The organism is Bacillus arachidis (assembly GCF_030285945.1).
In the GTDB taxonomy this organism is placed as follows: domain Bacteria; phylum Bacillota; class Bacilli; order Bacillales; family Bacillaceae_G; genus Bacillus_A; species Bacillus_A arachidis.
Genome location: NZ_CP127376.1, coordinates 4422376 through 4446800 on the forward strand (window position 1 = coordinate 4422376; position 24425 = coordinate 4446800).

At 37.2% G+C, this 24425-nt stretch carries 26 protein-coding genes and 1 riboswitch; of the genes, 2 read left to right on the forward strand and 24 right to left on the reverse strand.

Annotated elements, in window-relative coordinates:
- Window positions 1–27: 27 nt before the first annotated feature.
- A complete protein-coding gene (locus tag QRY57_RS24545; RefSeq protein WP_208016451.1) occupies window positions 28–1026 on the forward strand; it encodes a M23 family metallopeptidase in 999 nt (332 codons plus the stop codon).
- Window positions 1027–1070: 44 nt separating this feature from the next.
- Here the strand turns inward: QRY57_RS24545 and yunB are convergent, their stop codons facing one another.
- The 19 genes from yunB to QRY57_RS24640 all read right to left on the reverse strand — a co-directional run bounded on the left by yunB (window position 1071) and on the right by QRY57_RS24640 (window position 18699).
- On the reverse strand, window positions 1071–1808 hold the full coding sequence (gene yunB / locus QRY57_RS24550) for a sporulation protein YunB (RefSeq protein ID WP_286016347.1): 738 nt from the start codon (window positions 1806–1808) through the stop codon (window positions 1071–1073).
- 55 nt (window positions 1809–1863) lie between these two features.
- Window positions 1864–2166 (reverse strand): YunC family protein, encoded by a 303-nt coding sequence (locus tag QRY57_RS24555; RefSeq protein ID WP_026594181.1) that lies wholly within the window; start codon window positions 2164–2166, stop codon window positions 1864–1866.
- 67 nt (window positions 2167–2233) lie between these two features.
- On the reverse strand, window positions 2234–3649 hold the full coding sequence (locus QRY57_RS24560; protein WP_349775684.1) for a bifunctional metallophosphatase/5'-nucleotidase: 1416 nt from the start codon (window positions 3647–3649) through the stop codon (window positions 2234–2236).
- 285 nt (window positions 3650–3934) lie between these two features.
- On the reverse strand, window positions 3935–5467 hold the full coding sequence (locus QRY57_RS24565) for a thiol-activated cytolysin family protein (RefSeq protein WP_286016348.1): 1533 nt from the start codon (window positions 5465–5467) through the stop codon (window positions 3935–3937).
- 459 nt (window positions 5468–5926) lie between these two features.
- Window positions 5927–7324, reverse strand: a complete 1398-nt coding sequence (gene sufB / locus QRY57_RS24570; protein WP_026594178.1) for a Fe-S cluster assembly protein SufB — start codon at window positions 7322–7324, stop codon at window positions 5927–5929.
- Window positions 7325–7372: 48 nt separating this feature from the next.
- Complete coding sequence (sufU, locus tag QRY57_RS24575; protein ID WP_026594177.1) at window positions 7373–7804, reverse strand: Fe-S cluster assembly sulfur transfer protein SufU; 432 nt, start codon at window positions 7802–7804, stop codon at window positions 7373–7375.
- The gene (gene sufS / locus QRY57_RS24580; RefSeq protein ID WP_026594176.1) at window positions 7794–9014 is read right to left on the reverse strand and encodes a cysteine desulfurase SufS; all 1221 of its coding nucleotides are present in this window, start codon (window positions 9012–9014) and stop codon (window positions 7794–7796) included. Before sufS ends, sufU begins: the two co-directional genes overlap by 11 nt.
- Entirely contained in the window at window positions 9014–10306 is a 1293-nt protein-coding gene (sufD, locus tag QRY57_RS24585) for a Fe-S cluster assembly protein SufD (RefSeq protein WP_208016454.1), read from the reverse strand. The genes sufS and sufD overlap by 1 nt, the downstream gene beginning before the upstream one ends.
- Before the next feature lie 15 nt (window positions 10307–10321).
- Window positions 10322–11107, reverse strand: coding sequence for a Fe-S cluster assembly ATPase SufC (sufC, locus tag QRY57_RS24590; protein ID WP_026594174.1), 786 nt, complete (start codon window positions 11105–11107; stop codon window positions 10322–10324).
- Between the two features lie 237 nt (window positions 11108–11344).
- Window positions 11345–12151: a methionine ABC transporter substrate-binding lipoprotein MetQ gene (gene metQ, locus QRY57_RS24595; RefSeq protein ID WP_026594173.1), complete on the reverse strand. Its 807-nt coding sequence runs from the start codon at window positions 12149–12151 to the stop codon at window positions 11345–11347.
- Window positions 12152–12255: 104 nt separating this feature from the next.
- The gene (gene metQ / locus QRY57_RS24600; protein WP_026594172.1) at window positions 12256–13068 is read right to left on the reverse strand and encodes a methionine ABC transporter substrate-binding lipoprotein MetQ; all 813 of its coding nucleotides are present in this window, start codon (window positions 13066–13068) and stop codon (window positions 12256–12258) included.
- Window positions 13069–13095: 27 nt separating this feature from the next.
- The gene (locus tag QRY57_RS24605) at window positions 13096–13761 is read right to left on the reverse strand and encodes a methionine ABC transporter permease (RefSeq protein WP_286016349.1); all 666 of its coding nucleotides are present in this window, start codon (window positions 13759–13761) and stop codon (window positions 13096–13098) included.
- On the reverse strand, window positions 13754–14779 hold the full coding sequence (locus QRY57_RS24610; RefSeq protein WP_286016350.1) for a methionine ABC transporter ATP-binding protein: 1026 nt from the start codon (window positions 14777–14779) through the stop codon (window positions 13754–13756). Before QRY57_RS24610 ends, QRY57_RS24605 begins: the two co-directional genes overlap by 8 nt.
- A 203-nt stretch (window positions 14780–14982) precedes the next feature.
- A riboswitch (SAM riboswitch) is annotated at window positions 14983–15092 on the reverse strand.
- A 125-nt stretch (window positions 15093–15217) separates the two neighbouring features.
- Window positions 15218–15562 carry a hypothetical protein gene (locus tag QRY57_RS24615; protein ID WP_286017931.1) on the reverse strand — a complete coding sequence of 115 codons (345 nt, stop codon included), beginning with the start codon at window positions 15560–15562 and terminating at the stop codon, window positions 15218–15220.
- 151 nt (window positions 15563–15713) lie between these two features.
- Window positions 15714–16022, reverse strand: coding sequence for a thioredoxin family protein (locus tag QRY57_RS24620; protein ID WP_286016351.1), 309 nt, complete (start codon window positions 16020–16022; stop codon window positions 15714–15716).
- 3 nt (window positions 16023–16025) lie between these two features.
- On the reverse strand, window positions 16026–16370 hold the full coding sequence (locus tag QRY57_RS24625; protein ID WP_026594167.1) for a toprim domain-containing protein: 345 nt from the start codon (window positions 16368–16370) through the stop codon (window positions 16026–16028).
- Between the two features lie 543 nt (window positions 16371–16913).
- A complete protein-coding gene (gene gcvH / locus QRY57_RS24630) occupies window positions 16914–17297 on the reverse strand; it encodes a glycine cleavage system protein GcvH (protein WP_026594166.1) in 384 nt (127 codons plus the stop codon).
- A 41-nt stretch (window positions 17298–17338) separates the two neighbouring features.
- Window positions 17339–17704 carry an arsenate reductase family protein gene (locus QRY57_RS24635; protein WP_000218966.1) on the reverse strand — a complete coding sequence of 122 codons (366 nt, stop codon included), beginning with the start codon at window positions 17702–17704 and terminating at the stop codon, window positions 17339–17341.
- A gap of 461 nt (window positions 17705–18165) precedes the next feature.
- Window positions 18166–18699 carry a hypothetical protein gene (locus tag QRY57_RS24640; protein WP_286016352.1) on the reverse strand — a complete coding sequence of 178 codons (534 nt, stop codon included), beginning with the start codon at window positions 18697–18699 and terminating at the stop codon, window positions 18166–18168.
- A 143-nt stretch (window positions 18700–18842) separates the two neighbouring features.
- Here QRY57_RS24640 and QRY57_RS24645 point away from each other — a divergent pair, with 143 nt between their 5' ends.
- Window positions 18843–19496 carry a phosphatase PAP2 family protein gene (locus QRY57_RS24645; protein ID WP_026594163.1) on the forward strand — a complete coding sequence of 218 codons (654 nt, stop codon included), beginning with the start codon at window positions 18843–18845 and terminating at the stop codon, window positions 19494–19496.
- Window positions 19497–19575: 79 nt separating this feature from the next.
- Here the strand turns inward: QRY57_RS24645 and QRY57_RS24650 are convergent, their stop codons facing one another.
- The 5 genes from QRY57_RS24650 to QRY57_RS24670 form a co-directional block, all read right to left on the reverse strand.
- Window positions 19576–20589, reverse strand: a complete 1014-nt coding sequence (locus QRY57_RS24650) for a PTS sugar transporter subunit IIC (RefSeq protein ID WP_286016353.1) — start codon at window positions 20587–20589, stop codon at window positions 19576–19578.
- A gap of 20 nt (window positions 20590–20609) precedes the next feature.
- Window positions 20610–21560: an L-lactate dehydrogenase gene (locus tag QRY57_RS24655; RefSeq protein WP_286016354.1), complete on the reverse strand. Its 951-nt coding sequence runs from the start codon at window positions 21558–21560 to the stop codon at window positions 20610–20612.
- A gap of 253 nt (window positions 21561–21813) precedes the next feature.
- Window positions 21814–22062, reverse strand: coding sequence for a spore coat protein (locus QRY57_RS24660; protein ID WP_026594160.1), 249 nt, complete (start codon window positions 22060–22062; stop codon window positions 21814–21816).
- A 13-nt stretch (window positions 22063–22075) separates the two neighbouring features.
- Window positions 22076–22261 (reverse strand): hypothetical protein, encoded by a 186-nt coding sequence (locus tag QRY57_RS24665; RefSeq protein ID WP_016112410.1) that lies wholly within the window; start codon window positions 22259–22261, stop codon window positions 22076–22078.
- Between the two features lie 322 nt (window positions 22262–22583).
- Complete coding sequence (locus QRY57_RS24670; protein WP_026594159.1) at window positions 22584–24368, reverse strand: acyl-CoA dehydrogenase FadE; 1785 nt, start codon at window positions 24366–24368, stop codon at window positions 22584–22586.
- Window positions 24369–24425 lie beyond the last annotated feature (57 nt).

Consider the following 24425-nt stretch of genomic DNA (forward strand, 5'->3'; position numbering starts at 1 on the left):
GTGATGTTGTGAAAGGAGTTTATTTTCATGCTTCGAAAGATTGCCCTATTTCTTTCTATTTACTTTTTTCTTGGGCAAGGTATTGCCTATGGTGAAGTGGATCAAAAACAAATATACGAAAAACGCATGACACTGTATAAAGAAACTGAAAAAGATACCAATATTCCATGGTATTATGTAGCTGCAATTGATCAATATGAACGCAATATTCGAAGCGTAAGGAAAGATATTCCGAAAAAGCCTGATGCGATCATTTCAATTTACTTCAAACCAGAAGTGTGGTCTGGCCCTGCCAATAGTTCAACTAATGATACTCTCCCCCATACAATTTCTCTATTTGGCGGTATTGGTTTAGATGGAGATAAAGATGGACTAGCAGATGCAAATAACGACCGAGATCTTTTACACACAATGGCAACTATTATTAAAAAACAAGGTACATCAGAAGATCGTATGAAAATTATGCTATGGGAATATTATAGACGTGCAAAAACGGTTGAATTAATTACCAAGTATGCTCGTATTTATAAGCACTATGGCCGCATTAACTTAGAAGGAAATGCTTTCCCTCTTCCTGTCAATAGCGATAATAGTTACCGTAGCACATTTGGCGCTGGGCGTAGTTTTGGCGGAAGGCGTATTCATGAAGGCACCGATATTTTTGCAGGCTATGGCGTACCAGTAAGATCTACTTGCTACGGCATTATTGAAACAAAGGGTTGGAACCGCCTTGGCGGCTGGCGCATCGGCATTCGCGATTTATATAACAATTATCATTATTACGCACATTTAGGCGGGTTTTCAAAAGAAATACAACTTGGACAAATTGTCGAACCAGGAAAAGTCATTGGCTTTGTCGGTAGCACAGGTTACGGTCCCCCTGGCACAGCTGGGAAGTTCCCTCCACACTTACATTTTGGATTATATAAGGACAACGGATATACAGAGTGGGCTTTTGATCCATATATGCATTTAAGTTTGTGGGAGCGAAAAGAACGTGCGAATTTAAAAAACAACCGTAGCTAATCGCTACGGTTGTTTCCTTATAAATCCACGATATCTTTTCAAACTTATTCATCCGCTTTCTTCCCTTTACTATCTGGTACAAAAACTCCGCCGCTTCCATAATAAGATGGTACCTCACCTTGTACGATCCGCGTTGCAATTGGAATATTTTGTTTTACTGTAATTTCTTTTGTACGAAATGGGATAATTACCTGTAGCGTAACATTCACTTCCATAACAACTTCAATCGCCGTATTGTTAATTCCATGTGGTTTTACATTTTGCTTAATATCCGTACTTACATGACCAATTGTTGTAAAATCAATTGGAATATCTGGCCCTAAATTACCAAGAAGTGCATTATCCGTTATGCGTCCAAGAGGAACAGACATCGACACGCCGCTCTCTTCCGGCAGACCGAGCGCCTTCATATCCCCCTTCTCCACTTGATGCAAATATTTTTCTATGTATGCAGTAGTCGATGTCAAAATCTCATTTACTTGTTTTGTATTTAAATCGATTGTAGATACTTTTCCATTCTTATCATTTTGTACTTTCATTAATGAATCGACATCAAATCCTTCATTAATTCGATCCTTTACCGCTTTTGTCATCACAATCGTTGCCATTTTATGTGTCTGCATTTCCCCATACTTAATCAATGTAGGTTGAATACTTTTATTCACAATCCAGAACCCTTGTAAAGTTAACAATAAAAAAAGGATAAACGAAATGAGTAGTACATGCCGAAAAGGAAGCGGTCCTTTTCGAAACCGCGAAGCTTTTGGACGAAATGTACGCATAACAAAACCCTCCTTCTTATATCATTTCTATGCAAGAAAGAGGGACGATATATGCTTATATCATTTTTAATAACGCATCTTTTCCAATTGTTCCTGCTGGAATGCCTAAAGCTTCAGCTCCGGTCGTTACCGATTCAAGCGGCGCTTCAAGAAGCTGCTCAATCGTTCTCACCCCAACTGCGCGGCCAGCAATAATTCCTCGGTCTCCTAACTTCTCGTTTAGTAGACCAACATCTAAAGCACCACACATAATATATCCTTTATCGCTCATAACAGCCAGCAAATTTGTTTTCGGAAGCTTTACACTAACAGCTATAAACGTATAGTTATCAATGATAATTGGTTCAACATTCACCATAGTTCACACACTCCCCTCTTTCTTATCTTTATGAAAAGAGAAAAATGGGTGTTACAAATTAACTAGCCTATAATTTAATTGAAGAATTATGAGTTATCAACATCTCCGTTAACACATCTCTTAATAACTCTGGCATATAATATTGCTTTTCAGAAAGTGTGGATAGTTCTGGGTATAAGTACCCAAATGTAAACATGTCAATCGTTCCGACAGTGTATATACGCTCTAGCTCTAAAGATTCTCCATTGATTAATACATCTTTGAGTAAAATTTTATTTCCAGGAATCTTATCTGGGATAACTTCGAGGCCATCATAAATCATTTTTCCCATCACTTTTCCGCGAAAGCCCAGACCTTTCACTTCAAGCTGTTCCATATTTGGACGACGTGCTTTTAAAATAACTTCTCTTAATACTTTACCAGACACTTGCAATGCACATGGATTAATAGGATGTGGACAAATGCGGTGGATATCCCCGCGCGTTACAATCCCTTCTTTTAACCCTTCTAATAATACACCCGCATTCACCATGCCAACTTCAGCATTACACCACTCTTTTAATGCGCTTGCCAGCATACTAGCAAATGGTGTTTCCTTAAACCAATCAATTGGTAATGGCTCCTTCAATTCAATTACAGGCTCTGCCATTATGTTTTTACTTTCTTCTTGTAACATCTCAATTGTGGATAACGGTTTGCTATAAGCACTTAAACGCTCTGTTTTAATCGCTCTACCATCCTTTTTCAACACCTGCCCGGTTTCCTTATCCACAGTAAGCTGCACATGGCCGACGTAACGCCCCCACTTTTCACAGCAACAAAGCAAAGTTCCATTCACGAGAACACTACGCTCAAATAGGTGATGTGTATGCGCTCCTAAAATCACATCGATATCATAATTCTCCGCCATATACTCATCGGCACTTTTCCCAAGATGCGAAAGTACAATTGTAATATGCGCTTTATCCTTTACTTCTGCCAAAATGGATTCTAAATGTATCATCGGATCTTCAATATGCCAACCTAGCATTTCATAAAAATCAGGATAAGCTACCGTTAAACCGATAAAAGCTACCGTAATTCCATCTGTAGTTGTATGGAGAGTATACGGTTTCGCCCAATGAGGACGCGTTCCATCTCTTTCAAATAAATTAGCTACAAGCACCTCAAAATTCGCTTCACCATATAAATGTTCAAGATGATCTTTCGCTAATGTAATTCCTTCATTATTTCCTATCGTTACATAATCATATAACGCCTCGTTTAATAATTTCGTATTACCTTGTCCATTCGTTGCTTCCGTTATGCGATGAAAACGATCCACATGATCGCCAATATCTAATGTAAAAACAGACTCTCCCACTTTCTGTCTACGCTTTTTCTCTTCTTGCACAAATCGAGAAATCCCCGGCCAGTTTTCAAAATGACTATGTATATCATTTGTATGATAAAGGTGAATGATTGTTTCTTTATTGATATCCAGAGAAAAAACCTCCTCTCAGTTCCTTACTGCCTTTTACGCTATGCGCTTGCGATAATCCTGTAAATACTTTTCGCCTTTTCTTGCTATTTTACATTGTACTCTCATTAAAGGAAAAAGCAAAAGATTCTCCTCGGTCTCATATACAACATGATTATCATAAAAGGATAATAACTATCCATATTGATTTAACGCTACTAATTGTTGTTTATCGTCAATCGATCGATATATTTGCAACCAAGTAAAAAGCGCCCTGTAAACAGGACGCTTCGGACGTATATGCTATCTTTAATTATGACTAATATTAGCGGTTGGGTATAATGTCGTTCCTCCAATTGAAACTTTTATTTCATTTGTTAATGGAACATTTTGTTCATTAATAATTGTTCTCCACCATTCCCATGCAAGACCTGTACATTCTCTCGCTACGACTTTTACATTTTTTGAATTCGGCGGAAGTGGTATGACTGTAGAGTAATGAGCCGTTTTGTCTCTGCCGTTTCCTTCCCAAGTCTTATGTGTTAGTACTTCTTTTCCATTTTGATCATATGAGAATTCATCCCAAGATACGTCAAATTGAGCAACATATGCCCCATAATGATCAAGCGTCATTTTAGCACTGGAATATTCTGTAGTTGTAGTCTCAATATAATCTGTATTGTTATGAACAGCAGCAGTTGCGTTATCTTTTAAGAAAGTGCTTGTATATGAAATTGGGTATGCTGGGTTTTTAGGGCTTAATTCTGCATTATCTTTAATGATATTTCGTATTTCATTAAAATCTTTTGTAACAACTTTGTTATGCTCTTTTGCATCTCCACCTAATACTACAGCAGTAAAGGTGCTGTCTTCAAAAATATCTTTGTACTGCCCACTCGTTTCAACACTGTTATCCTTAAGTAAGGCTTTAAAAGCAGCTTGTACATCTTTGCTCTTAGAAGTTGTTTCTAATTTCACATAAACTGTTCTACCATAAGCTACATTTGACACCATAACAGGCGGAGCCGTATTACTTACCCCTTTACGAGTTAACTCTGGAAAAGTAACACTATTATCAAAAAGATCTGATGGATTGTTAGGTAGTTCTGCACTTACGGTATAGAATATTTGCTTATATGCCGCAACCATCACTTTTTTCTCTCCATTTGCAATCGCATTAAAGTCAATGTTCAGCCCATTATCAAGATATTTAGCGTTAACATTAAGAGCACTTGCTATTTGAGATTTACTATACACCATAGATTCTGTATACTGCATTCTTGCAGGTAATGTATGTGTTGTTGAATACTTTTCATTCCAAGTAGATACTAAATCATCTACTGCTCCAGACACATTACTATATGTTGGATTTTGGACAGTTATTGTATTTTCTTTTCTCATGCCAGGTAAGTCTATACTAATATTCAAAGGTTTTCTCTTAGCCACTAATAAACTAGGTTGATTATCTGCAAAAGCTTTATTTGCAAGTTGTACTGCTCCTGGATAAGTACGATTAGCCACAGAATCAATAATCGAAATATCGACTGGTGAAGTTGTAAGTGATTTTTTCTCACGTTCAACTACTACAAATTTACCATTTGAATTTATACTTTCCTTCGGAACAAAACTCTCTACTTTATCACCATTTACTGCTAAAACCTCTTGATTATTATACTTTAGATTTGCTATTCCAGTATCAATGTCACTAGCTTGTTTTGATGTATTAGCTGAATTACTTTTAGGTGTTTCAGCGAAGGAAATAAACGAATAATTAATAGTGCAAAAGCCGATTAGTAAACTTGCTAGTAATTTTGTTCCCTTAGAATTACTTGGAATTTTCACAATAATTCCTCCTTTTTATTATGAAAATTATATCACGCAATTTTAATATTTGTATATTGATAAATTTTTTTATTATTCACTCAAAATAGACAGTTTTTCAGTGGCTTCCATGCACCCGATCCTTTTTATTTCTTAACATAAGCCTATAAAGCAAAACCTTTATCATACAATTTTGATATTTTTATATTGATAAAAATTTTTTATTCACTCAAAGTAGACAGTTTTTCAGCCGCTTTTCACATGTCGAACATCATCGCAAAGTCTTTATCCCGCATTAACAAGCAGTAAAGGCTGAAGAAGAGCGGGGAAGAAAACTGCCCGTAAAAGCCCGATCGGTTCAACTAACCCTCAGTAAGAAAAACATCACTGAGGGAAGTTTCACTTTATATCATGTCAAAGCGCCGATATATTTGCTCCAATAAAAAAGTGCCCTGTAAACAGGGCACTTCTACTTTTAAATTAACCGATAGAACCTTCCATCTCAAACTTGATTAGGCGGTTCATTTCAACTGCGTATTCCATTGGAAGTTCGCGAGTGAATGGCTCGATGAAGCCCATTACGATCATTTCTGTAGCTTCTTGCTCAGAAATACCGCGGCTCATTAGATAGAATAATTGTTCTTCTGATACTTTTGATACTTTCGCTTCATGCTCAAGTGAAACGTAATCGTTTTTGATTTCGTTGTAAGGAATTGTATCAGATGTAGATTGGTTATCCATGATTAACGTGTCACACTCGATGTTAGAGCGAGAGTTTTTCGCTTTTGGTCCGAAGTGTACAATACCACGGTACGTTACTTTACCACCATGTTTTGCAATCGATTTAGAAACAATTGTTGAAGATGTATTTGGTGCTAAATGAATCATTTTCGCACCAGCATCTTGATGTTGGCCTTTACCAGCAATCGCGATAGATAATGTTAAACCACGAGCGCCTTCGCCTTTTAAGATAACTGCTGGGTATTTCATCGTTAATTTAGATCCGATGTTACCGTCAATCCATTCCATCGTTGCGTTTTCTTCACAAACCGCACGTTTTGTAACTAGGTTATATACGTTGTTCGCCCAGTTTTGGATTGTAGTGTAACGGCAATATGCATCTTTCTTAATGATGATTTCTACTACCGCACTGTGCAGTGAGTTTGTTGTGTAAACAGGAGCTGTACAACCTTCTACATAATGTACATGTGCGCCTTCGTCTACGATGATAAGCGTACGTTCGAATTGTCCCATATTTTCAGAGTTAATACGGAAATACGCTTGAAGTGGTGTTTCAACTTTAATACCTTTTGGAACGTAGATGAATGATCCACCAGACCAAACTGCAGAGTTTAATGCTGCGAATTTGTTGTCAGTTGGTGGGATTACTTTTCCGAAATGCTCGCGGAAAATATCTTCGTTCTCTTTTAATGCGCTATCTGTATCTTTGAATACGATTCCTAGAGCTTCTAGATCTTCTTTCATGTTGTGGTATACAACTTCAGATTCGTACTGCGCTGATACACCTGCTAAATATTTTTGCTCAGCTTCTGGAATACCTAATTTATCAAATGTCGCTTTAATTTCATCAGGTACTTCGTCCCAAGACTTCTCAGACTTCTCAGATGGTTTTACATAGTACGTAATTTCATCGAAATCTAAGTCGTTTAAGTCGCCGCCCCATTGTGGCATTGGCATTTCATAGAACTTATCCAGTGATTTTAAACGGAAGTCTAACATCCACTGTGGTTCTTCTTTCATACGTGAAATCTCTTCAACGATTTCTTTTGTTAAACCGCGTCCAGCACGGAAAATCGAAACGTCTTTATCCTTGAAACCATATTTATAATCGCCGATATCTGGCAGTTGCTTCGCCATGTTGGTATGTCCCTCCTTAGATAACCTCGTGTTTAGGACCCTCTTACATTACTTATCTTCGTTTAAGCCTTTTTCTAAAGCTTTCCAAGCTAATGTTGCACATTTAATACGTGCAGGGAACTTGCATACGCCTTGTAATGCTTCAATATCTCCTAAATCTACGCTGTCATCATACTCTTTTCCTAGCATCATGTCAGAGAAAATTTTAGAAAGCTTTAGTGCTTCTTCAATTTTCTTTCCTTTTACTGCTTGTGTCATCATCGAAGCTGAAGACATGGAGATTGAGCATCCTTCTCCTTCAAACTTCGCTTCTTGTACAATTCCATCTTCTACCTTCATCGTAAGTTGAATACGATCGCCGCAAGTTGGATTGTTTAAGTTAACGGTAACACTATCCTCTAACACGCCATGGTTACGCGGATTTTTATAATGATCCATAATAACTTGACGATATAACGTATCTAAATTATTAAATGACATTTGTGAAATACTCCTTTGTTTTCGTTAGCGCTTCAACAAATGTATCGATTTCTTCTTTTGTATTATATAAATAGAAGCTTGCACGTGCTGTAGAAGAAGCTTTTAGCCACTTCATTAGCGGCTGTGCACAGTGATGACCTGCGCGAACCGCAATACCTTCTACATCTAATACTGTTGCTACATCATGCGGATGTACCTCATCAATATTAAATGTAACAAGACCAGCGCGATGCTTTGGACCATAAATTGTAACGCCATCTACTTCTGATAGTCTTTCTAAAGCGTACTGCGCTAATTCATGTTCATGCTTTTCAATATTATCAAGACCGATTTCTTCTAGAAAATCAATTGCCGCTCCAAGTCCGATCGCATTACCGATAATCGGTGTACCTGCTTCAAACTTCCACGGAAGCTCTTTCCACGTAGAATCTTGTAAGTCTACGAAATCAATCATTTCGCCGCCAAATTCAACTGGCTCCATATTGTCTAGCAATTCTTTCTTACCATATAATACGCCGATACCTGTAGGCCCGCACATTTTATGAGCGGATAATGCGTAGAAATCACAATTTAAATCTTGTACATCTACTTTCATATGAGGTGTACTTTGCGCACCGTCTACAACCATAATTGCACCGTTTTGATGAGCGATTTCTGCAATTTCCTTTACAGGGTTAATCGTTCCAAGTACGTTAGACACATACATGATAGAAACGATTTTTGTATTCGGTGTAATTGTTTGACGAGCATCTTCAATAGAGATTGTTCCGTCTGGTTGAAGCGGAAGATATTTTAAAGTCGCGCCTGTTTTCTTCGCAACTTGTTGCCACGGAATGATGTTACTATGGTGCTCCATGTAAGAGATGACAATCTCATCGCCTTCTTTTACATTTTCCAGGCCATAGCTCGCTGCTACTGTATTTAATGCAGTTGTTGTTCCGCGCGTGAAAATAATTTCTTCCATTGATTTCGCGTTAATAAACTTGCGAACTTTCTCACGTGCACCTTCATACGCATCGGTAGCTTTTGTACCGAGCGTATGAACACCGCGATGCACGTTAGAATTATATTCTTTATAGTAACGTTCTAACGTTTCAATGACTTGAATTGGTTTTTGAGAAGTTGCTGCACTATCGAAATAAACAAGTTGTTTGCCGTTTACTTTTTGATCAAGAATTGGAAACTGTTTGCGTATTTCATGAATATCCATTAGCGAACTTTCCTTTCAATTACCTCAACAAGCTGTGCTTTTACTCCTTCAATTGGAAGCTCATTTACTACAGGTGCTAAGAATCCATGGATGACTAAACGTTCTGCCTCTTTCTTCGGAATACCACGGCTCATTAAGTAGTATAGTTGTACTGGATCTACGCGGCCTACAGAAGCTGCGTGACCTGCCATTACATCGTCCTCATCAATTAGAAGAATTGGGTTTGCATCACCGCGTGCTTTTTCATTTAACATAAGAACACGAGAAGATTGTTGTGCATTTGATTTAGATGCACCGTGTTCAATCTTACCAATTCCGTTAAAGATAGATGTTGCACTATCTGTTTGTACACCGTGTTTTAAGATGAAACCTTCAGAGTGTTTACCGAAATGAACAACTTTCGTTGTAAAGTTTTGCGTTTGGTTACCACGGCCAATTGTTACTGTTTTTGTATCAGCAAATGATCCGTCGCCCATTAAGTTCGTTACGTTCTCTGAAATTGTATTTCCGTCATTCATAAGACCTAATGCCCACTCAAGACGGCCGTCACGACCAACAACGCCGCGGCGATTTACATAAGATGTTACATCTTTCGCTAATAGATCAACTGCACCAAATTTCACTTGTGCACCTTGTTCTACAATTACTTCAGCCACGATATTTGCAATACCTGTAATATTTTCGTTTGCTACGTAGTTTTCTACGTATGTTGCAGAACTGTTCGCATCTGCAACAAATAGTACATGGTTATATACGTTTGCTTCTTCGCCATCTACTAAGAAAACAGCTTGAAGTGGTGTTTCAAGAACAACGTTTTTTGGAACATATACAAATGCACCGCCGTTGATTAATGCTGCATGAAGTGCTGTTAAACGATGTTCATCCACTTTCACGCCGTCTTTCATTAAGTACTTTTGTACTAATTCAGCGTGCTCAGTTGCAGCTGTTACGATATCTGTGAAAATAACGCCTTTTTCTTTCGCTTCATCAGCTAAAGAAACAAATGCAGTTGTACCAGTGCGCCCCACTAATACGCTGTTATTTTCATCGATTAAATTTTTCACTGCTTCTGGAAGTTCCTCTAAAGAACTTACAGGCTCTTGCTTAAGGGTAGCGCCTTTTCCGATAAAGTCCCATTTATCAATTTTCGTTTTATCAGGCGTTGGCATTGGAAGTTCAGTTGCTTGTGCAAGAGCTTGTAAGCGGAACTCAGTCAACCAAGCAGCTTCGTTTACTTCGCTAGCGCGCTGACGGATTGTTTCTTGATCGAAAGGTAATGTACCGATTGTCATGTTTATGCTCCTCTCTTACGCTTCTTGCTCTGCTGTTTCGTCTTCAATACCTAATTCTTTTTTGATCCAGTCGTAACCTTCAGCTTCTAAACGTTGTGCAAGCTCAGGGCCACCAGATTTAACAATGCGACCGTTCATCATAACGTGAACGAAGTCTGGAGTGATGTAGTTTAATAAACGTTGGTAATGCGTAATCATTAGGCAACCGAACTCTTCGCCGCGCATTTCGTTAATACCTTTAGATACAACTTTTAATGCATCGATATCAAGACCAGAGTCGATCTCATCTAAGATTGCGATTTTTGGCTCAATCATCATTAATTGAAGAATTTCGTTACGTTTTTTCTCACCGCCAGAGAAACCTTCGTTTAAGTAACGTTGTGCCATTTCTGGATCCATTTCTAGGAATTCCATATTTTTATCTAATGTACGGATAAATTTCATAAGAGAAATTTCATCGCCTTCCTCGCGTCGTGCATTAATTGCAGAACGTAAGAAGTCAGCGTTTGTTACTCCGCTAATTTCACTTGGATATTGCATTGCTAGGAATAGCCCCGCTTGTGCGCGCTCATCTACTTCCATTTCTAATACATCTTCACCGTCGATTACGATGCTACCTTCTGTTACTTCATATTTTGGGTGACCCATAATTGCAGAAGATAAAGTTGATTTACCTGTTCCGTTAGGTCCCATAATTGCGTGGATTTCTCCACCTTTTACTTCAAGGTTTACACCTTTTAAAATTTCTTTACCATCGATTGATACATGTAAGTCTTTAACCGTTAATGTAGAACCAGCCATCTCAATACCTCCATTAATCCTCTATATACATTTTAAAAATTCCTAAAACATTCACATTCTCATTTTATTCTCATTCTAATTTTATATCAAATAAAATGATATCGCAAACACTGAAAAAAAGTAACAATTTTTTCACAAATGTATATACGCATTTTCCTCACGTCCTACTATGATACACCTTTCTTCTTATTTATATAAAGAAAAAAGGGCCAGATATTTCCTGGCCCTTTCCTGTACCTATTCACTTACTGGAAGTACTGCTCCCTTGTACTCTTTCTTAATAAAATCTTGAATTTCTTTCGAATGTAACACTTCTACAAGCTCTTTAATTTCTTTTCTATTTTCGTCACCTTTACGAACGGCAATAATATTTGCATAAGGAGACTCTGATCCTTCAATAGCAATTGCATCTTTTGTTGGGTTTAATTTTGCATCAATTGCATAGTTTGAGTTAATAAATAACGCATCACCTTCATTATTTTCGTATAACTTTGGTGAAAGCCCTGGCTCAACATCTGTTTTAAACTTCAAGTTCTTTGGATTCTCGACAATATCTTTGACTGTTGCTTTAACGATATCTACACCATCTTTCAGTTTAATGACGCCGCCTTTTTGCAATAATGCAAGCATACGACCACGTTCTGCTACGTTATTACTCATAATTACCGTTCCGTCATTTGGAAGGTCTTTTAAACTTTTATACTTCTTAGAATAGATTCCCATCGGTTCTAAATGAATTTTTCCTGCACTTACAATTTTATATCCTTTTTCTTGAATCTCTTTATCTAAATAAGGGATATGTTGAAAATAATTCGCATCAATGTCTTTATCAGCTAACGCTTTATTTGGTAATACATAATCTTGGAATTTTTTAATTTTTAGTTTAATACCTTTTTTCTCTAAAATAGGCTCTGCTTTTTCTAAAATAACAGCATGTGGTACATTAGATGCTCCCACAACAAGTGTCTTTTCATCTTTCCCGCCGCAAGCAGCTAATGCAAATACAAAGACTGCTATAAAAATGGATAATATAATTTTCTTCACAAGATTCCACCCTCTTTTTTTGTAATTTTTAGAATTTTTATCGTATATGAGTTTTACTAGGTACAAAATAAGAGCTGGCATTTACCAGCCCTTTTTATAACCTATTATTCTTTTACAGGAACAACAGCTCCCTTATATTCTTTATTAATAAAGTCTTCGATTTCTTTAGAATGTAACACTTCTATAAGAGCTTTAATTTCTTTTTTATCTTTATCGCCTTTACGAACGGCAACTACGTTTGCATATGGAGAGTCATTTCCTTCAATTGCAATCGCGTCTTTCTCTGGGTTTAATTTTGCATCAATCGCATAGTTTGAGTTAATTAAAACCGCATCGCCTTCTTTATTGTTATACACTTGTGGTAATAAACCAGGCTCAATATCTGTTTTGAACTTCAAGTTTTTCGGATTTTCTGCAATATCTTTCGTAGTTGCTTTAACAGGATCTAGACCATCTTTAATTTTTAAAATACCTTCTTTTTGTAAGATTGCTAAACCACGTCCATGGTCAGCAACAGAGTTACTCATAATAATTGTTGCTCCGTCTGGAAGGTCTTTTAAGCTTTTATATTTTTGAGAATATACTCCTATTGGCTCTAAGTGAATTTTCCCTGCTACTTCAAAATCATATTTTTTATCTTTTATTTCTTTTTCTAAGTATGGAATGTGCTGGAAGTAGTTTGCATCTAAGTCCTTATCTGCTAATGATTTATTCGGAAGCACGTAGTCTTGGAATTTTTCAATTTTTAATTCAATTCCTTTTTTCTCAAGTAAAGGTTTTGCCTTTTCTAAAATAACAGCATGCGGTACGTTAGAAGCTCCCACAACAAGTGTCTTTTCATCTTTATCTTTCCCACCACAAGCTGCTAGCCCAAAAATTGAAGTTGAAATAAGTGCTGTAAGTAATAATTTTTTCATGATATAAACACCCTTCCCCGTTTTATTTTATCGTTTATCAATTCGAGTTGTAACAAAATCACCAATAAATTGAATCAAGAAAACAACGAGTAATACACAAATTGTTGCTACAATGGTCACATCGTTATTTCCACGCTGGAATCCTTCTAAATATGCCAGTGTACCAAGCCCACCAGCACCTACAACACCAGCCATTGCTGTATAACCTACTAGAGCAATTGTCGTTACCGTAATACCAGATACAAGCGCTGGTAGCGATTCCGGAATCAATACCTTCCAAATAATTGTGCTTGTTTTCGCTCCCATTGCCTTTGAAGCTTCGATCACGCCTTTATCAATTTCACGAAGTGCGATTTCAACCATCCTTGCATAAAACGGTGCTGCTCCAATAATTAAAGCTGGTAGTGCTGCGCTTGCTCCAAGAATTGTTCCAAGAAGAATCTTCGTAAATGGAATTAATAAAATAATTAAAATGATAAATGGAATAGAACGAAAAATATTTACAAATGCTCCAATCCCTGTGTGAATCGCTTTGTTTTCCCACAAATTATCCTTTGCCGTCATGAAAAGTAACAATCCTAAAATAAGACCGAAACCAAATGTCGCAAATGCTGCGATTGCCGTCATATATAATGTTTCACCTGTCGCTTCTAGCATTTGATTCCAATCTACATTTGCGAGTAACTTATCCATGTGTAATCACCTCCAGCTCTACTTGATCTTGATGTATTCCTTGAATTGCTTGCTGGATCGCTGTTTCCTCACCGTTTAAATGAACGACTAAACTGCCGTAAGAGCCGTTATTCGTTTGTGCGATATTCCCTTGCAAAATGCTAACTTCAATATCACTGCGTTGCATTAGCCTTTGAAGTACTGGACGTTCTACCGCTTCACCAATAAACTGCAAGCGAATTACTTTTCCATCTGGATACTTTTCTATTAAATTCTCAATCGTTTCATTTGTATCTTCTGAATCAGTTAACTGCTGTACAAATCGTTTTGTAATATCCTGTTTTGGATTACGGAATACGTCAAGTACAGGACCACTTTCTACAATCTTCCCTTTCTCCATTACCGCAACGCGATTACAAATTTTTCGAATTACGTGCATCTCATGTGTAATTAGTACAATTGTCAAACCGAGGCGCTTATTAATATCTAATAGTAAATCTAAAATTTGATCTGTCGTTTCTGGATCAAGAGCCGAAGTTGCTTCATCACATAGAAGAACTTTCGGATTATTCGCTAACGCTCTCGCGATACCGACACGCTGCTTTTGCCCACCGCTCAATTGAGATGGATATGCGTCTCCTCTTCCTTCTAATCCAACAAGACGAATTAACTCTTCCACACGTTTTCTTCTTTCCGCTTTATCAACACCCGCAATTTCAAGTGGAAAAGCGATATTTTCACGTACAGTTCGTGACCAAAGTAAGTTGAAATGTTGAAAAATCATTCCGATTTCTTGTCTTGCCTTGCGAAGTTCATTACCAGTAATTGCTGAAATAACACGATTAGCTATCGTGATCTGTCCGGAAGTTGGTTTCTCTAATTGATTAAACAACCTAATCAAAGAGCTTTTTCCAGCACCACTATATCCAATAACACCAAAGATTTCGCCTTTCTCTATTTGTAAATTGGCATTATCCACAGCAGTGACATCACCGCTTTTTGACTTATATATTTTCTTTACATTTTCTAATAAAATCATGATGTTCACCCCTTTTTGTATTTAAAAAGCGTAAGCGGCTCGCTCAGGTTCACTCTACAATTTTTTTATTTTTTCATGTGAGTAATCTTTCGCTCTAGCTCCTCTTATTATTCGAATGTCCTCCTCATTCAAACAACAAAAAAACCTTTCTGCCCCTAGAATGAGCAGAAAGGTTTATATGCATATATCAACATGATCCCTTCCTCTCATCTCTCAAAGCATTTGCTTTGCAGGAATTGGCACCATTTCAACATAAAAGTTGACGGTTGCCGGGCTTCATAGGGCACAGTCCCTCCACCTCTCTTGATAAGAGAAATCAGATTAAATTTTCGTCTGATTTGAAATTTATTAAATTGTCTATATTTTATGACTTGAATTGTATCAACATACACTCACTATGTCAACAAAAAAAATCGCAAAAAGTAAAACTTCAGAATATTAAGCACCTACTCGCATTGGTTTACATATGTGAAATACTGATTCTAATAATAGCATCGTACGATACGTTCCGTTATATTGAACACATCCGCTATTCACCAATGTTTGTAACCTAATATTCCCAGCAACTAACCTCCGTAAGTTTTCTTCCTGAAAGCAAATCAATTGTTCTGTTCCGCGCGCCTCTTTCAAAACTTGTATATACTCTCTTGAAATTTGAAGTGAGCACCTCTCGTCTCCTAAACGAAAATTGATTGTTTTTTCCCCTTGCCGAAGAAGCGGTTCTAAATGGTATTGTGCATTAGCATATGTTACAAATGATTGAAGCAACGAATATAATCCCATTCTAGTCACATCCTTCATATCACTTTCTACTAATACCATTCCATCTTCTCAAAGAGCAATCCTGTTACTTTCTCTCGACAAATAACGTACCACTTCTATCTTTCAGGCATATTTCCCAAGAAATATGTCGAGGCGGCAAAAACTTTGCCACCTACTGTAATTCTTTATATAAATATTCAACCGAATGAAATGCATATATTTTCTTTATAAGTGTTCCCCGCTCAAATACGAGTAAACAAGGTACACTTTCTACTTCATACTCTCGCGCTAAATGAGGTGCATAGTTTAAATCTAACATTCCTATTTCCAATTCAGATATAGTAGCTTCTACCACTGTTAACATCTTCTTTGCTAATTGGCATGTTCCACACATCGGTGTATATACATATAATACTGTTTTTTCTTGGTCTGCTATTAGAGCTGTTACTTCAACACCTGTCCAGTCAATCACTTCTATCATTCCTTACCGTAAATATTCTGTATAAACGTCAATGTCAGCTCCCCATAATACGTTCGCTAAATGATTAGAAGGAGCAGTTGCCACTTCACGATACGAACGATCAATGTAAATATGCTCAGCTTGCGGGAATTCTTTCCGAAATTGTTTTCTAAGCTTCTCTCCTGCGGCATCAGCATCCACTAGTACATATACATCTTTATCAAAAAACTGATCAATGAGTTCATCCATTTTCGACAAACCAATTGTACCATTTGTACAAACAATTTCCACTGGTTCCCGAATAATAGATTCAATCTTTCTTCTATCTGATTTTCCTTCGACAATAATGACTTTCTCTACATAGACCATATGTCATCACCCGATCACCATATACTATAAAAACAACCTTACTTTAGTATATAGTATATTCGATATTTTCATGTTGTTTCCTGTTTATTTTTGCAAAGAAAAGCGGAAGCGGCTCGCTCAGAACAGGAAGACGTTGGAGCTTCTGACAAAGAGGCGCCCTTTGCCTCGCAGGAAGGAGCGAAACGACCGACTGTTCTTGCCGCTGAAGCTAGACATCAAAAAAAAGCGGAAGCGGCTCGCTCAGAACGGGAGGACGTTGGAGCTTCTGACGAAGAGGCGCCCTTTGCCTTGCGGGAAGGAGCGAAACGACCGACTGTTCTTGCCGCTGAAGCTAGACATCAAAAAAAAAGCGGAAGCGGCTCGCTCAGAACGGGAGGACGTTGGAGCTTCTGACAAAGAGGCGCCCTTTACCTCGCGGGAAGGTGCGAAACGACCGACTGTTCTTGCCGCTGAAGCTAGACATCAAAAAAAGCGGAAGCGGCTCGCTCACAGTGCAAAATAAAAGGGACAGCACATAGGCTGTCCCTTTTATTTCGATTAAAATTAGTCTTGGTTTGTCATTTCTGCGTATTGTTCTGCAGATAATAACTTCTCTACTTCACTTGCATCAGAAAGTTCAACTTTAACCATCCATGCACCTTCGTACGGAGATTCGTTAACAAGTTCTGGTTGATCGCTTAATTCTTCGTTTACTGCCACAACTTTACCACTTACAGGTGCGTATAATTCAGAAACTGTTTTAACAGATTCTACGCTGCCGAATGGCTCGTCAGCTTCAATTGTTGCACCTACTTCAGGAAGTTCAACGAATACGATATCGCCTAACTCACTTTGTGCGAAATGAGTAATACCGATAACAACTTGGTTGCCTTCAGTTTTTACCCATTCGTGTTCTTCAGAGTAACGTAAATGATTTGGAATGCTCATGACTGTACCTCCAGTGAATGTATTAATTATGTAAAAATACCTTATTGGTACTTTTTCCACACACTTTCAAACTGCTCCTCGTTAAAACCAAGTGTTACATTCGTACCATCTGTTACGATTGGACGTTTAATCAACATGCCATCAGATGCTAAAAGCTCAAACATTTCGTCTTCACTTGCTTCCTTTAACTTATCTTTTAAGCCAAGTTCACGGTAACGCATTCCACTTGTATTAAAGAATTTTTTTAATGGCAATTCACTTTTTGCATGTAAATTACGCAAATCTTCTTTTGACGGTGGATTTTCAACAATATGAATCATTTCATATGCTACATCGTTTGCCTCAAACCATTTTTTCGCTTTTTGACATGTGCCACACTTTGGATATGAATAAAATGTTACTGTCATAAATTCACCTACTTTTTGCTAACCTTTATCTTTATCATATAGAAAACATTCTATTATTTCAAACGATTCTTCTCCAAACTTTAACTTATTTCGTCACAATTTTCTTTTCCCCTGCAAATTTTCCTTATTTTCCGCCATTTTTATATTTAAAATATTTTCCTCTCAATTTATCGTGTATGTTAAACACGAACATATATCTTAAACAAACGTTTATTTGATAGATTAAACACCATAAAGTGAAACTTTAATCAGCGGGGTTTTCTTCATCCTCCACTGATTATTAGCCCTCACTAATGGGGATTTTACAGGAAGTTTATCTCCCATCTAACCTCTTTGCTTGTGCTAAATGTTAAGGTGGGAGTATGACTGCCCACGAATAGCAGGATAAACACGAACATACATCTTAAACAAACGTTTGATTAAATAAATCAAACAGAAGAAGCTCCTAAATCAAGAGCTTCTTACTGCCTACTCAAATAATCCGCAATCGTTTGAAATACGTATATATACATATTATGAATGCTTTGTTCTGAAATCGTATCATTGTATAAATCGGTACCCCAAATTTGTCCCTCACCACTTCCAACGTTTACAAATCCTTGTGTATACATCATTGCTCCATTTCTTGGCGCATTATGATAATCTAAATCTTTTTCAGTAAAAATGAAATAGGGCCGATCCTTTAAACCAATAAAAAACACTGGCTTTTTCAACCCTAAAAATAGATCTGTATATTTTTCTTTTGATGCTTCTTCAAAATGTTCTTTCATAACAAGAAATCCGTCAACTTCTTCAGATTTCTCCTTCATTTCATCTAACTTTATTTTCTCAAACTTTATATTTCTAAACGTATCCTTTGGTGCCTCCCCCACAACTCCAATAGCCAATGCCCTTCCGCTATACTCTTGAACAGGTGGTATATCCTTATTTTGTGCACACCCCACCCCTACTAGACATAACAATATAAGAAAACAAAAATTCAGCAAACGCTTCATTCTTACTCCCCCCATCTCAAAAGTCAAGTGACAAAAATGTAAGGCAAATTCAAAAAAATGTAAGTAAAATCGATAGCTCATTTTGATTTTCTATATTATAATCAACTGGATTTACTTACATTACTAAACACTAGGAGATTTTCATGAAAAAATATAAACTTTCATCTTTTCTTCCCTTAAGTTATATACTTCTACTCGTACTCGTAAGTCCGCTTTACGATGTACTAAATAAATCTGGCGTTCATGCCGTCGACGTTACGACTATAGTTGATGATTGGATTCCGTTTGTAAAAGTATTTATTATTCCGTATTTACTTTGGTTCCCATACTTATATGGAGCACTCATTTACTATTGTTTTGCTGATCGTAAACAATATTATGTAACATTAAGCAGCGTTATCCTTGGAAAACTAACATGCTTTTCGATTTACTATTTGTGGCAAACAACAGTACCCCGCCCTACAGTAGTAGGGACAGATGTATTTTCTGACTTAGTTCGTTATATTTATAGTATTGATCAACCTGTAAACTGTTTCCCTAGCATCCACGTTCTCACAACATTTGTCATTATGTTAGCTGCTTATAAGCGAAGAGAGCAGCATAAGTGGGAATATTGGATTCTTACGTTCTTTGGTACACTCATTATTTTATCGACATTATTCACAAAACAGCATGCCTTCTTAGATGCAGTTTCTGGCATGGCATTGGCGAGCACATTGTACCTCGGTGTGCAATTATTATTAGTTAACAGAAAAGAAACTGTTACAATCCCAGTAAAACAAACCTATAAAATGTAACAAAAAAGCAGACTGTGGCTTCTTCAGTCTGCTTTTATCTATATAAAGGAGATTTTCAATGTAATATGTTGTTTGGCAATTAAGATTGTGGCACAGTCATATCGCCTGAATGAATTCGGCCTGCTCTTTTTAGCGCAATGTAAATGATATAAGAAACAGCTACTGGAATTACAATGTAAGTGATAACCATCGCTGGTACAACATCAAATCCTTGGCTGGAAATTAAATTAATTGGTGCAATCAAAGAACTTAATCCAAGACCTGCAATTTCTTTACCTGCTTCCAAGTGAAAAATTAGTGCAGATACAGGACCCACAATGGCGCTGGCAACGACAGTTGGGACGAGAATCATTGGATTTTTAGTAATGTTCGGCAACTGTACTTTCGGAGTACAAAGCGCTTGTGCTAAAATACCACCCAAATTGTTTTCTTTTGCTGAGATAACAGAGAATCCGATAAATTGAGCTACACATCCTGCAAGTGCTGCACCGCCTGCAACACCGTCTAGGCTAAGCGCAATTGCTAAAGCAGCTGATGATGCTGGAGAAATAAGTAATAGTCCCCAAACAACTGAAAGTACAATAGAAGCAATAAATGGGCTACCAGCTGAGCTATCTTTAATAAACGCTCCAACTATATTTAAAACAGGGCTAATATTTTGGGCTAACCAAATACCAACTATGCCTGAGCCTAGTATTGCCACAAATGGAACGAGCATCATATCTAAAGCAGTTTTCCCGCTTAATCGTTTACCGATATAAACCGCTAGAGTTGCTGTTAATAATGCACCGATCGGTTCACCAGTTTTAATGATTAGACCAGCTTCAGTAATCGAAATCGATCCTGCCCCAATAGCCCCGGCAACCATCGCTGAGAAAATGACAAGTCCGTTTGCTCCAAGCATGAAAGCAATCCCTGCTCCAATTGCTGGTGCCATAAGTGATTTCGCGACAACACCAATTGTAATTAACATCGGAATATCAACAATTCTTCCTATATTTTCTATCAGTAAACCAATTCCAAGTGATACGAAAATACCTTGTGCAATTCCGGCAGAACCTTTAAAAACACGAGACATTATATAGTCCTTCATCTGTTTCACCTTCTCCTAGTTTAGTAACCGATTGTTTTCATATAGTCACGTAAAATATCATTTGATTGTGCAAATCGGCTTTCCTCGGCTTCTGTTAAGTTTAGTTCAACGACTTCTTTCACACCATCTCTTGTAATAATTGCTGGTACACCTGTGCAAATATTATATTCACCATACTCACCATCTAAAATGGCTGAAACAGCGATTACACAATGATCATCATTAAAGATAGAGCGTGCGATATAAGCTAGTGAATTCCCAATACCGTAATAAGTAGTTCCTTTACGTTTATAAATTTCCCAACCAGCTTTAGCAGTTTTCTCAACAATTTCATCTAAATCAATTTCGCCGAAACGCTCTTTTTGTTCATCTAAAATTTGCAAGATTGGTTTCCCGCCGACTGTAACATGAGACCAAGCAACCATTTGAGAGTCACCATGCTCACCTAATGAATAACCGTGAATACTACGAGGATCCACTTCAAGCATTTCAGATAAAATTGTTCTCAAGCGTGAAGAGTCTAAAGATGTTCCTGTACCAACCACACGGTTTCTTGGTAAACCAGACACTTTCCAAACTTGATAAGTAATAATATCAACTGGATTTGATGCGATTAAGAAGATGCCATCAAATCCACTTGCCATTACACCTTCTACAACACTTTCCATAATCTTCGCGCTTGCTCCTAAAGTATCCAAGCGACTTTGTCCTGGTTTTGGAGCTGGACCTGCTGTAATAATAACAATGTCCATATCTTTGCAGTCTTCATAAGTACCTGCATATACTTTTGTTCTTGTATTTGTAAAGTTAATGCAGTGTGATAAATCCATCGCTTCTCCAACTGCACGTTCATAATTTATATCAATTAATGCTAGTTCTTCACAGATACCTTGATTCACAATTGAATATGCGCAGCTTGATCCAACTAATCCAGTGCCAATAATTGCGATTTTTCTTGTGTTTCTATTCATAAGAACCTCTCCTAAATCATTATGTAATGTTTTTGTTCTTTACACTTTTTATTATAGAGATTCGCACTATAGAAACCATGGATACTTTGTGAAATATTGAACAATCTTTTTGTACTTTTTGTGACATACCCTAAAAAATTTTCGTCATATTTGTTACAACTAGAAAAATATTTCACACATATGTATTGATATATACAAATACGAAAAAGCGAGTGAATGATCATCTGATATTCACTCGCTTTTTCGTATTTTATTATTGTGCATTTAGCTGACTTTTCAATTGCTGAACAACCATTGGATTCGCAGGAGCAGCTGGTTGATAATAATTTTTTTGCTTCGCATATTCATATACCTTACGTTGCCTTAATTCATCTTGATTTCGAATGTGAATCAACGTTTGATGTAACTGTGCGTTATCCGATTGCGCTATGTAATTCGCATAACCCGTTAAACTAGCATTTAACTCCGCTAAATAATCGTTCACCATATCTTTTTCATTCATAGTCTATACACTCCTAACCTAAAAAGGACATTAATTGTTGTCTTGTATTTCTTGCCGCTTGTGCATCTTGCTGTAGCATTTGCTTCAATTGAGGATCTGTACACTGCTGCGCATACTGATCTAATTTATTCGCAACTGTCGCATGCCCTCCAATAATATGACGTAAATTTTCAAGCTCAAGCTCTGTTAAATTTGGCATAATAAAACCCTTCCTTTCTTTGTTCATTCACCATTTAGTATCTATTAATTTTGGGATTGTATGCATGTGAAGTGATGACATAAAATGATGATTCACTAAAAAAAGATGAATGATCACATTCACCTTTTACTTAAAAAATCATAGTCATTTTAGCAAGCTTTTCTTACAAAGATAGTATTGTAAGAACACTTTATCCGAAGTTGATTTAGATGATCGTGTTTATGCGTATATTGATACGATTAATCCAGATATCGATTTTATACAGCGATTACTCACAAAAAAATCCGACAGCCCTTATAGGGTTGCCGGATTCTCAAAACAATTAAACTGTATAACGCTCATCCTCTAATACTTTCGCAGCAATTTCACGCTTCTTCGGAATTACGTTAAGCGGTGTATGACGAGTTAATTTGCGAAGCGCTGATAACATCATGCGCAGCATATCACCGTTTTCAACTGCGATAATTGTTTCTTTCGCATCTGCTTCAATTTGGTTGAAAGCTTCTTGGCAGAATACTTCAGTGTATAATACTTTTTGTTTATTCTTTTCAAGACCAGTTGCTTTGATTGCTTTTTCTGTACGAAGAACAGCAGACTCCATTGCGTATAAATTGTTTACGATATCTGCAATGTTAACAAGAACTTCTTGTTCTTTATCTAATGCTTTACCGTATTTTTGGGCAGCTAATCCAGCTACCATTAAGCCGATTTTCTTCGCGTTATTTACTAAATATTTTTGAAGTGCTAATGGCTCATCGCCTACTTCTTCTGGCATCATCATCATTAACTCTTCTTGTAATTTTTGTGCCTTTTGAAGAAGCGGTAATTCACCTTTCATTGCTTTACGTAAGAACGTACCTGGTACGATTAAGCGGTTAATTTCGTTCGTACCTTCGAAAATACGGTTAATACGAGAGTCGCGGTACATTCTTTCAATTTCGTACTCTGCCATAAATCCGTAACCACCATGAATTTGAACACCTTCGTCTACTACGTAGTCTAATACTTCAGAACCGAATACTTTATTTAAAGAGCACTCAATTGCATATTCAGCAATTGAAGCTGCAACAGCTTTGCCGTCTTTTACTTCTTCTTCTGATAATGTGCTCATACGGCTTTCAAATAAACCAACTGTACGATATACAGAGCTTTCCGCCGCATAAATTTTCGCTGCCATGTTCGCAAGCTTTTCTTGAATTAATGGGAAACGAGCGATCGGTTGTTTAAACTGTTGACGCTGATTTGCATATTGTGCAGAAATTTCTAGTGCACGTTTTGAAGAACCAACTGTACCAACACCTAATTTATAACGACCGATATTTAAAATGTTAAACGCAATGATATGCCCCTTACCAATTTCACCAAGTACATTTTCTTTCGGCACTAATGCATCTTCTAAAATTAGCGTACGAGTTGAAGAACATTTAATTCCCATTTTCTTTTCTTCAGGGCTTGTAGATACACCTGGATATTCTTTCTCAACGATAAATGCTGTGAAATGCTCTCCATCAACTTTCGCGTATACAACGAATACATCAGCAAAAGCAGAGTTTGTGATCCATTGTTTCTCACCATTTAATACATAGTGTGTACCTTCTGCATTTAAGCGAGCAGTTGTTCTTGCGCCTAATGCATCCGATCCAGATCCTGGCTCAGTTAATGCGTATGCAGCTAATTTTTCACCAGTTGCTAAAGCAGGTAAATATTTTTTCTTTTGCTCTTCATTACCGAATAAAACGATTGGTAATGATCCGATACCAACGTGAGCGCCATGTGTAATTGCAAAGCCACCAGCACGAGAGAATTTCTCTGCGATTAACGCTGAGCTTACTTTATCAAGCCCAATTCCGCCGTACTCTTCTGGTACATCAGCACCTAATAAACCAAGCTCGCCAGCTTCTTTTAATAAGCGAACAGAACGATCAAACTCATGCTGCTCTAAATATTCAAGCTCTGGGAGAACTTCATTTACAATAAAATCCTCTGTCGTTTTCGCTATCATTTTATGCTCATCGCTATAATCCTCTGGTGTAAATACTTGATCAATCGTAATCTCATCAACTAAAAAGCTACCGCCTTTAACTGCATTTCCCACTGTTTTTTCCATGAAAAATTCCTCCTTCATATTTTCATAGGCCGCTTCTCTCATTTTGAAAGAAGCTGG

What these genes read in the sequence shown, in the direction of transcription:
- QRY57_RS24545 (WP_208016451.1), top strand. Translation starts at nt 28, where the DNA reads ATGCTTCGAAAGATTGCCCTATTTCTTTCTATTTACTTTTTTCTTGGG.
- yunB (WP_286016347.1), bottom strand. Translation starts at nt 1,808, where the DNA reads ATGCGTACATTTCGTCCAAAAGCTTCGCGGTTTCGAAAAGGACCGCTT.
- QRY57_RS24555 (WP_026594181.1), bottom strand. Translation starts at nt 2,166, where the DNA reads ATGGTGAATGTTGAACCAATTATCATTGATAACTATACGTTTATAGCT.
- sufB (WP_026594178.1), bottom strand. Translation starts at nt 7,324, where the DNA reads ATGGCGAAGCAACTGCCAGATATCGGCGATTATAAATATGGTTTCAAG.
- sufU (WP_026594177.1), bottom strand. Translation starts at nt 7,804, where the DNA reads ATGTCATTTAATAATTTAGATACGTTATATCGTCAAGTTATTATGGAT.
- sufS (WP_026594176.1), bottom strand. Translation starts at nt 9,014, where the DNA reads ATGGATATTCATGAAATACGCAAACAGTTTCCAATTCTTGATCAAAAA.
- sufD (WP_208016454.1), bottom strand. Translation starts at nt 10,306, where the DNA reads ATGACAATCGGTACATTACCTTTCGATCAAGAAACAATCCGTCAGCGC.
- sufC (WP_026594174.1), bottom strand. Translation starts at nt 11,107, where the DNA reads ATGGCTGGTTCTACATTAACGGTTAAAGACTTACATGTATCAATCGAT.
- metQ (WP_026594172.1), bottom strand. Translation starts at nt 13,068, where the DNA reads ATGAAAAAATTATTACTTACAGCACTTATTTCAACTTCAATTTTTGGG.
- QRY57_RS24605 (WP_286016349.1), bottom strand. Translation starts at nt 13,761, where the DNA reads ATGGATAAGTTACTCGCAAATGTAGATTGGAATCAAATGCTAGAAGCG.
- QRY57_RS24610 (WP_286016350.1), bottom strand. Translation starts at nt 14,779, where the DNA reads ATGATTTTATTAGAAAATGTAAAGAAAATATATAAGTCAAAAAGCGGT.
- QRY57_RS24615 (WP_286017931.1), bottom strand. Translation starts at nt 15,562, where the DNA reads ATGGGATTATATTCGTTGCTTCAATCATTTGTAACATATGCTAATGCA.
- QRY57_RS24620 (WP_286016351.1), bottom strand. Translation starts at nt 16,022, where the DNA reads ATGATAGAAGTGATTGACTGGACAGGTGTTGAAGTAACAGCTCTAATA.
- QRY57_RS24625 (WP_026594167.1), bottom strand. Translation starts at nt 16,370, where the DNA reads ATGGTCTATGTAGAGAAAGTCATTATTGTCGAAGGAAAATCAGATAGA.
- gcvH (WP_026594166.1), bottom strand. Translation starts at nt 17,297, where the DNA reads ATGAGCATTCCAAATCATTTACGTTACTCTGAAGAACACGAATGGGTA.
- QRY57_RS24635 (WP_000218966.1), bottom strand. Translation starts at nt 17,704, where the DNA reads ATGACAGTAACATTTTATTCATATCCAAAGTGTGGCACATGTCAAAAA.
- QRY57_RS24640 (WP_286016352.1), bottom strand. Translation starts at nt 18,699, where the DNA reads ATGAAGCGTTTGCTGAATTTTTGTTTTCTTATATTGTTATGTCTAGTA.
- QRY57_RS24645 (WP_026594163.1), top strand. Translation starts at nt 18,843, where the DNA reads ATGAAAAAATATAAACTTTCATCTTTTCTTCCCTTAAGTTATATACTT.
- QRY57_RS24650 (WP_286016353.1), bottom strand. Translation starts at nt 20,589, where the DNA reads ATGAAGGACTATATAATGTCTCGTGTTTTTAAAGGTTCTGCCGGAATT.
- QRY57_RS24655 (WP_286016354.1), bottom strand. Translation starts at nt 21,560, where the DNA reads ATGAATAGAAACACAAGAAAAATCGCAATTATTGGCACTGGATTAGTT.
- QRY57_RS24660 (WP_026594160.1), bottom strand. Translation starts at nt 22,062, where the DNA reads ATGAATGAAAAAGATATGGTGAACGATTATTTAGCGGAGTTAAATGCT.
- QRY57_RS24665 (WP_016112410.1), bottom strand. Translation starts at nt 22,261, where the DNA reads ATGCCAAATTTAACAGAGCTTGAGCTTGAAAATTTACGTCATATTATT.
- QRY57_RS24670 (WP_026594159.1), bottom strand. Translation starts at nt 24,368, where the DNA reads ATGGAAAAAACAGTGGGAAATGCAGTTAAAGGCGGTAGCTTTTTAGTT.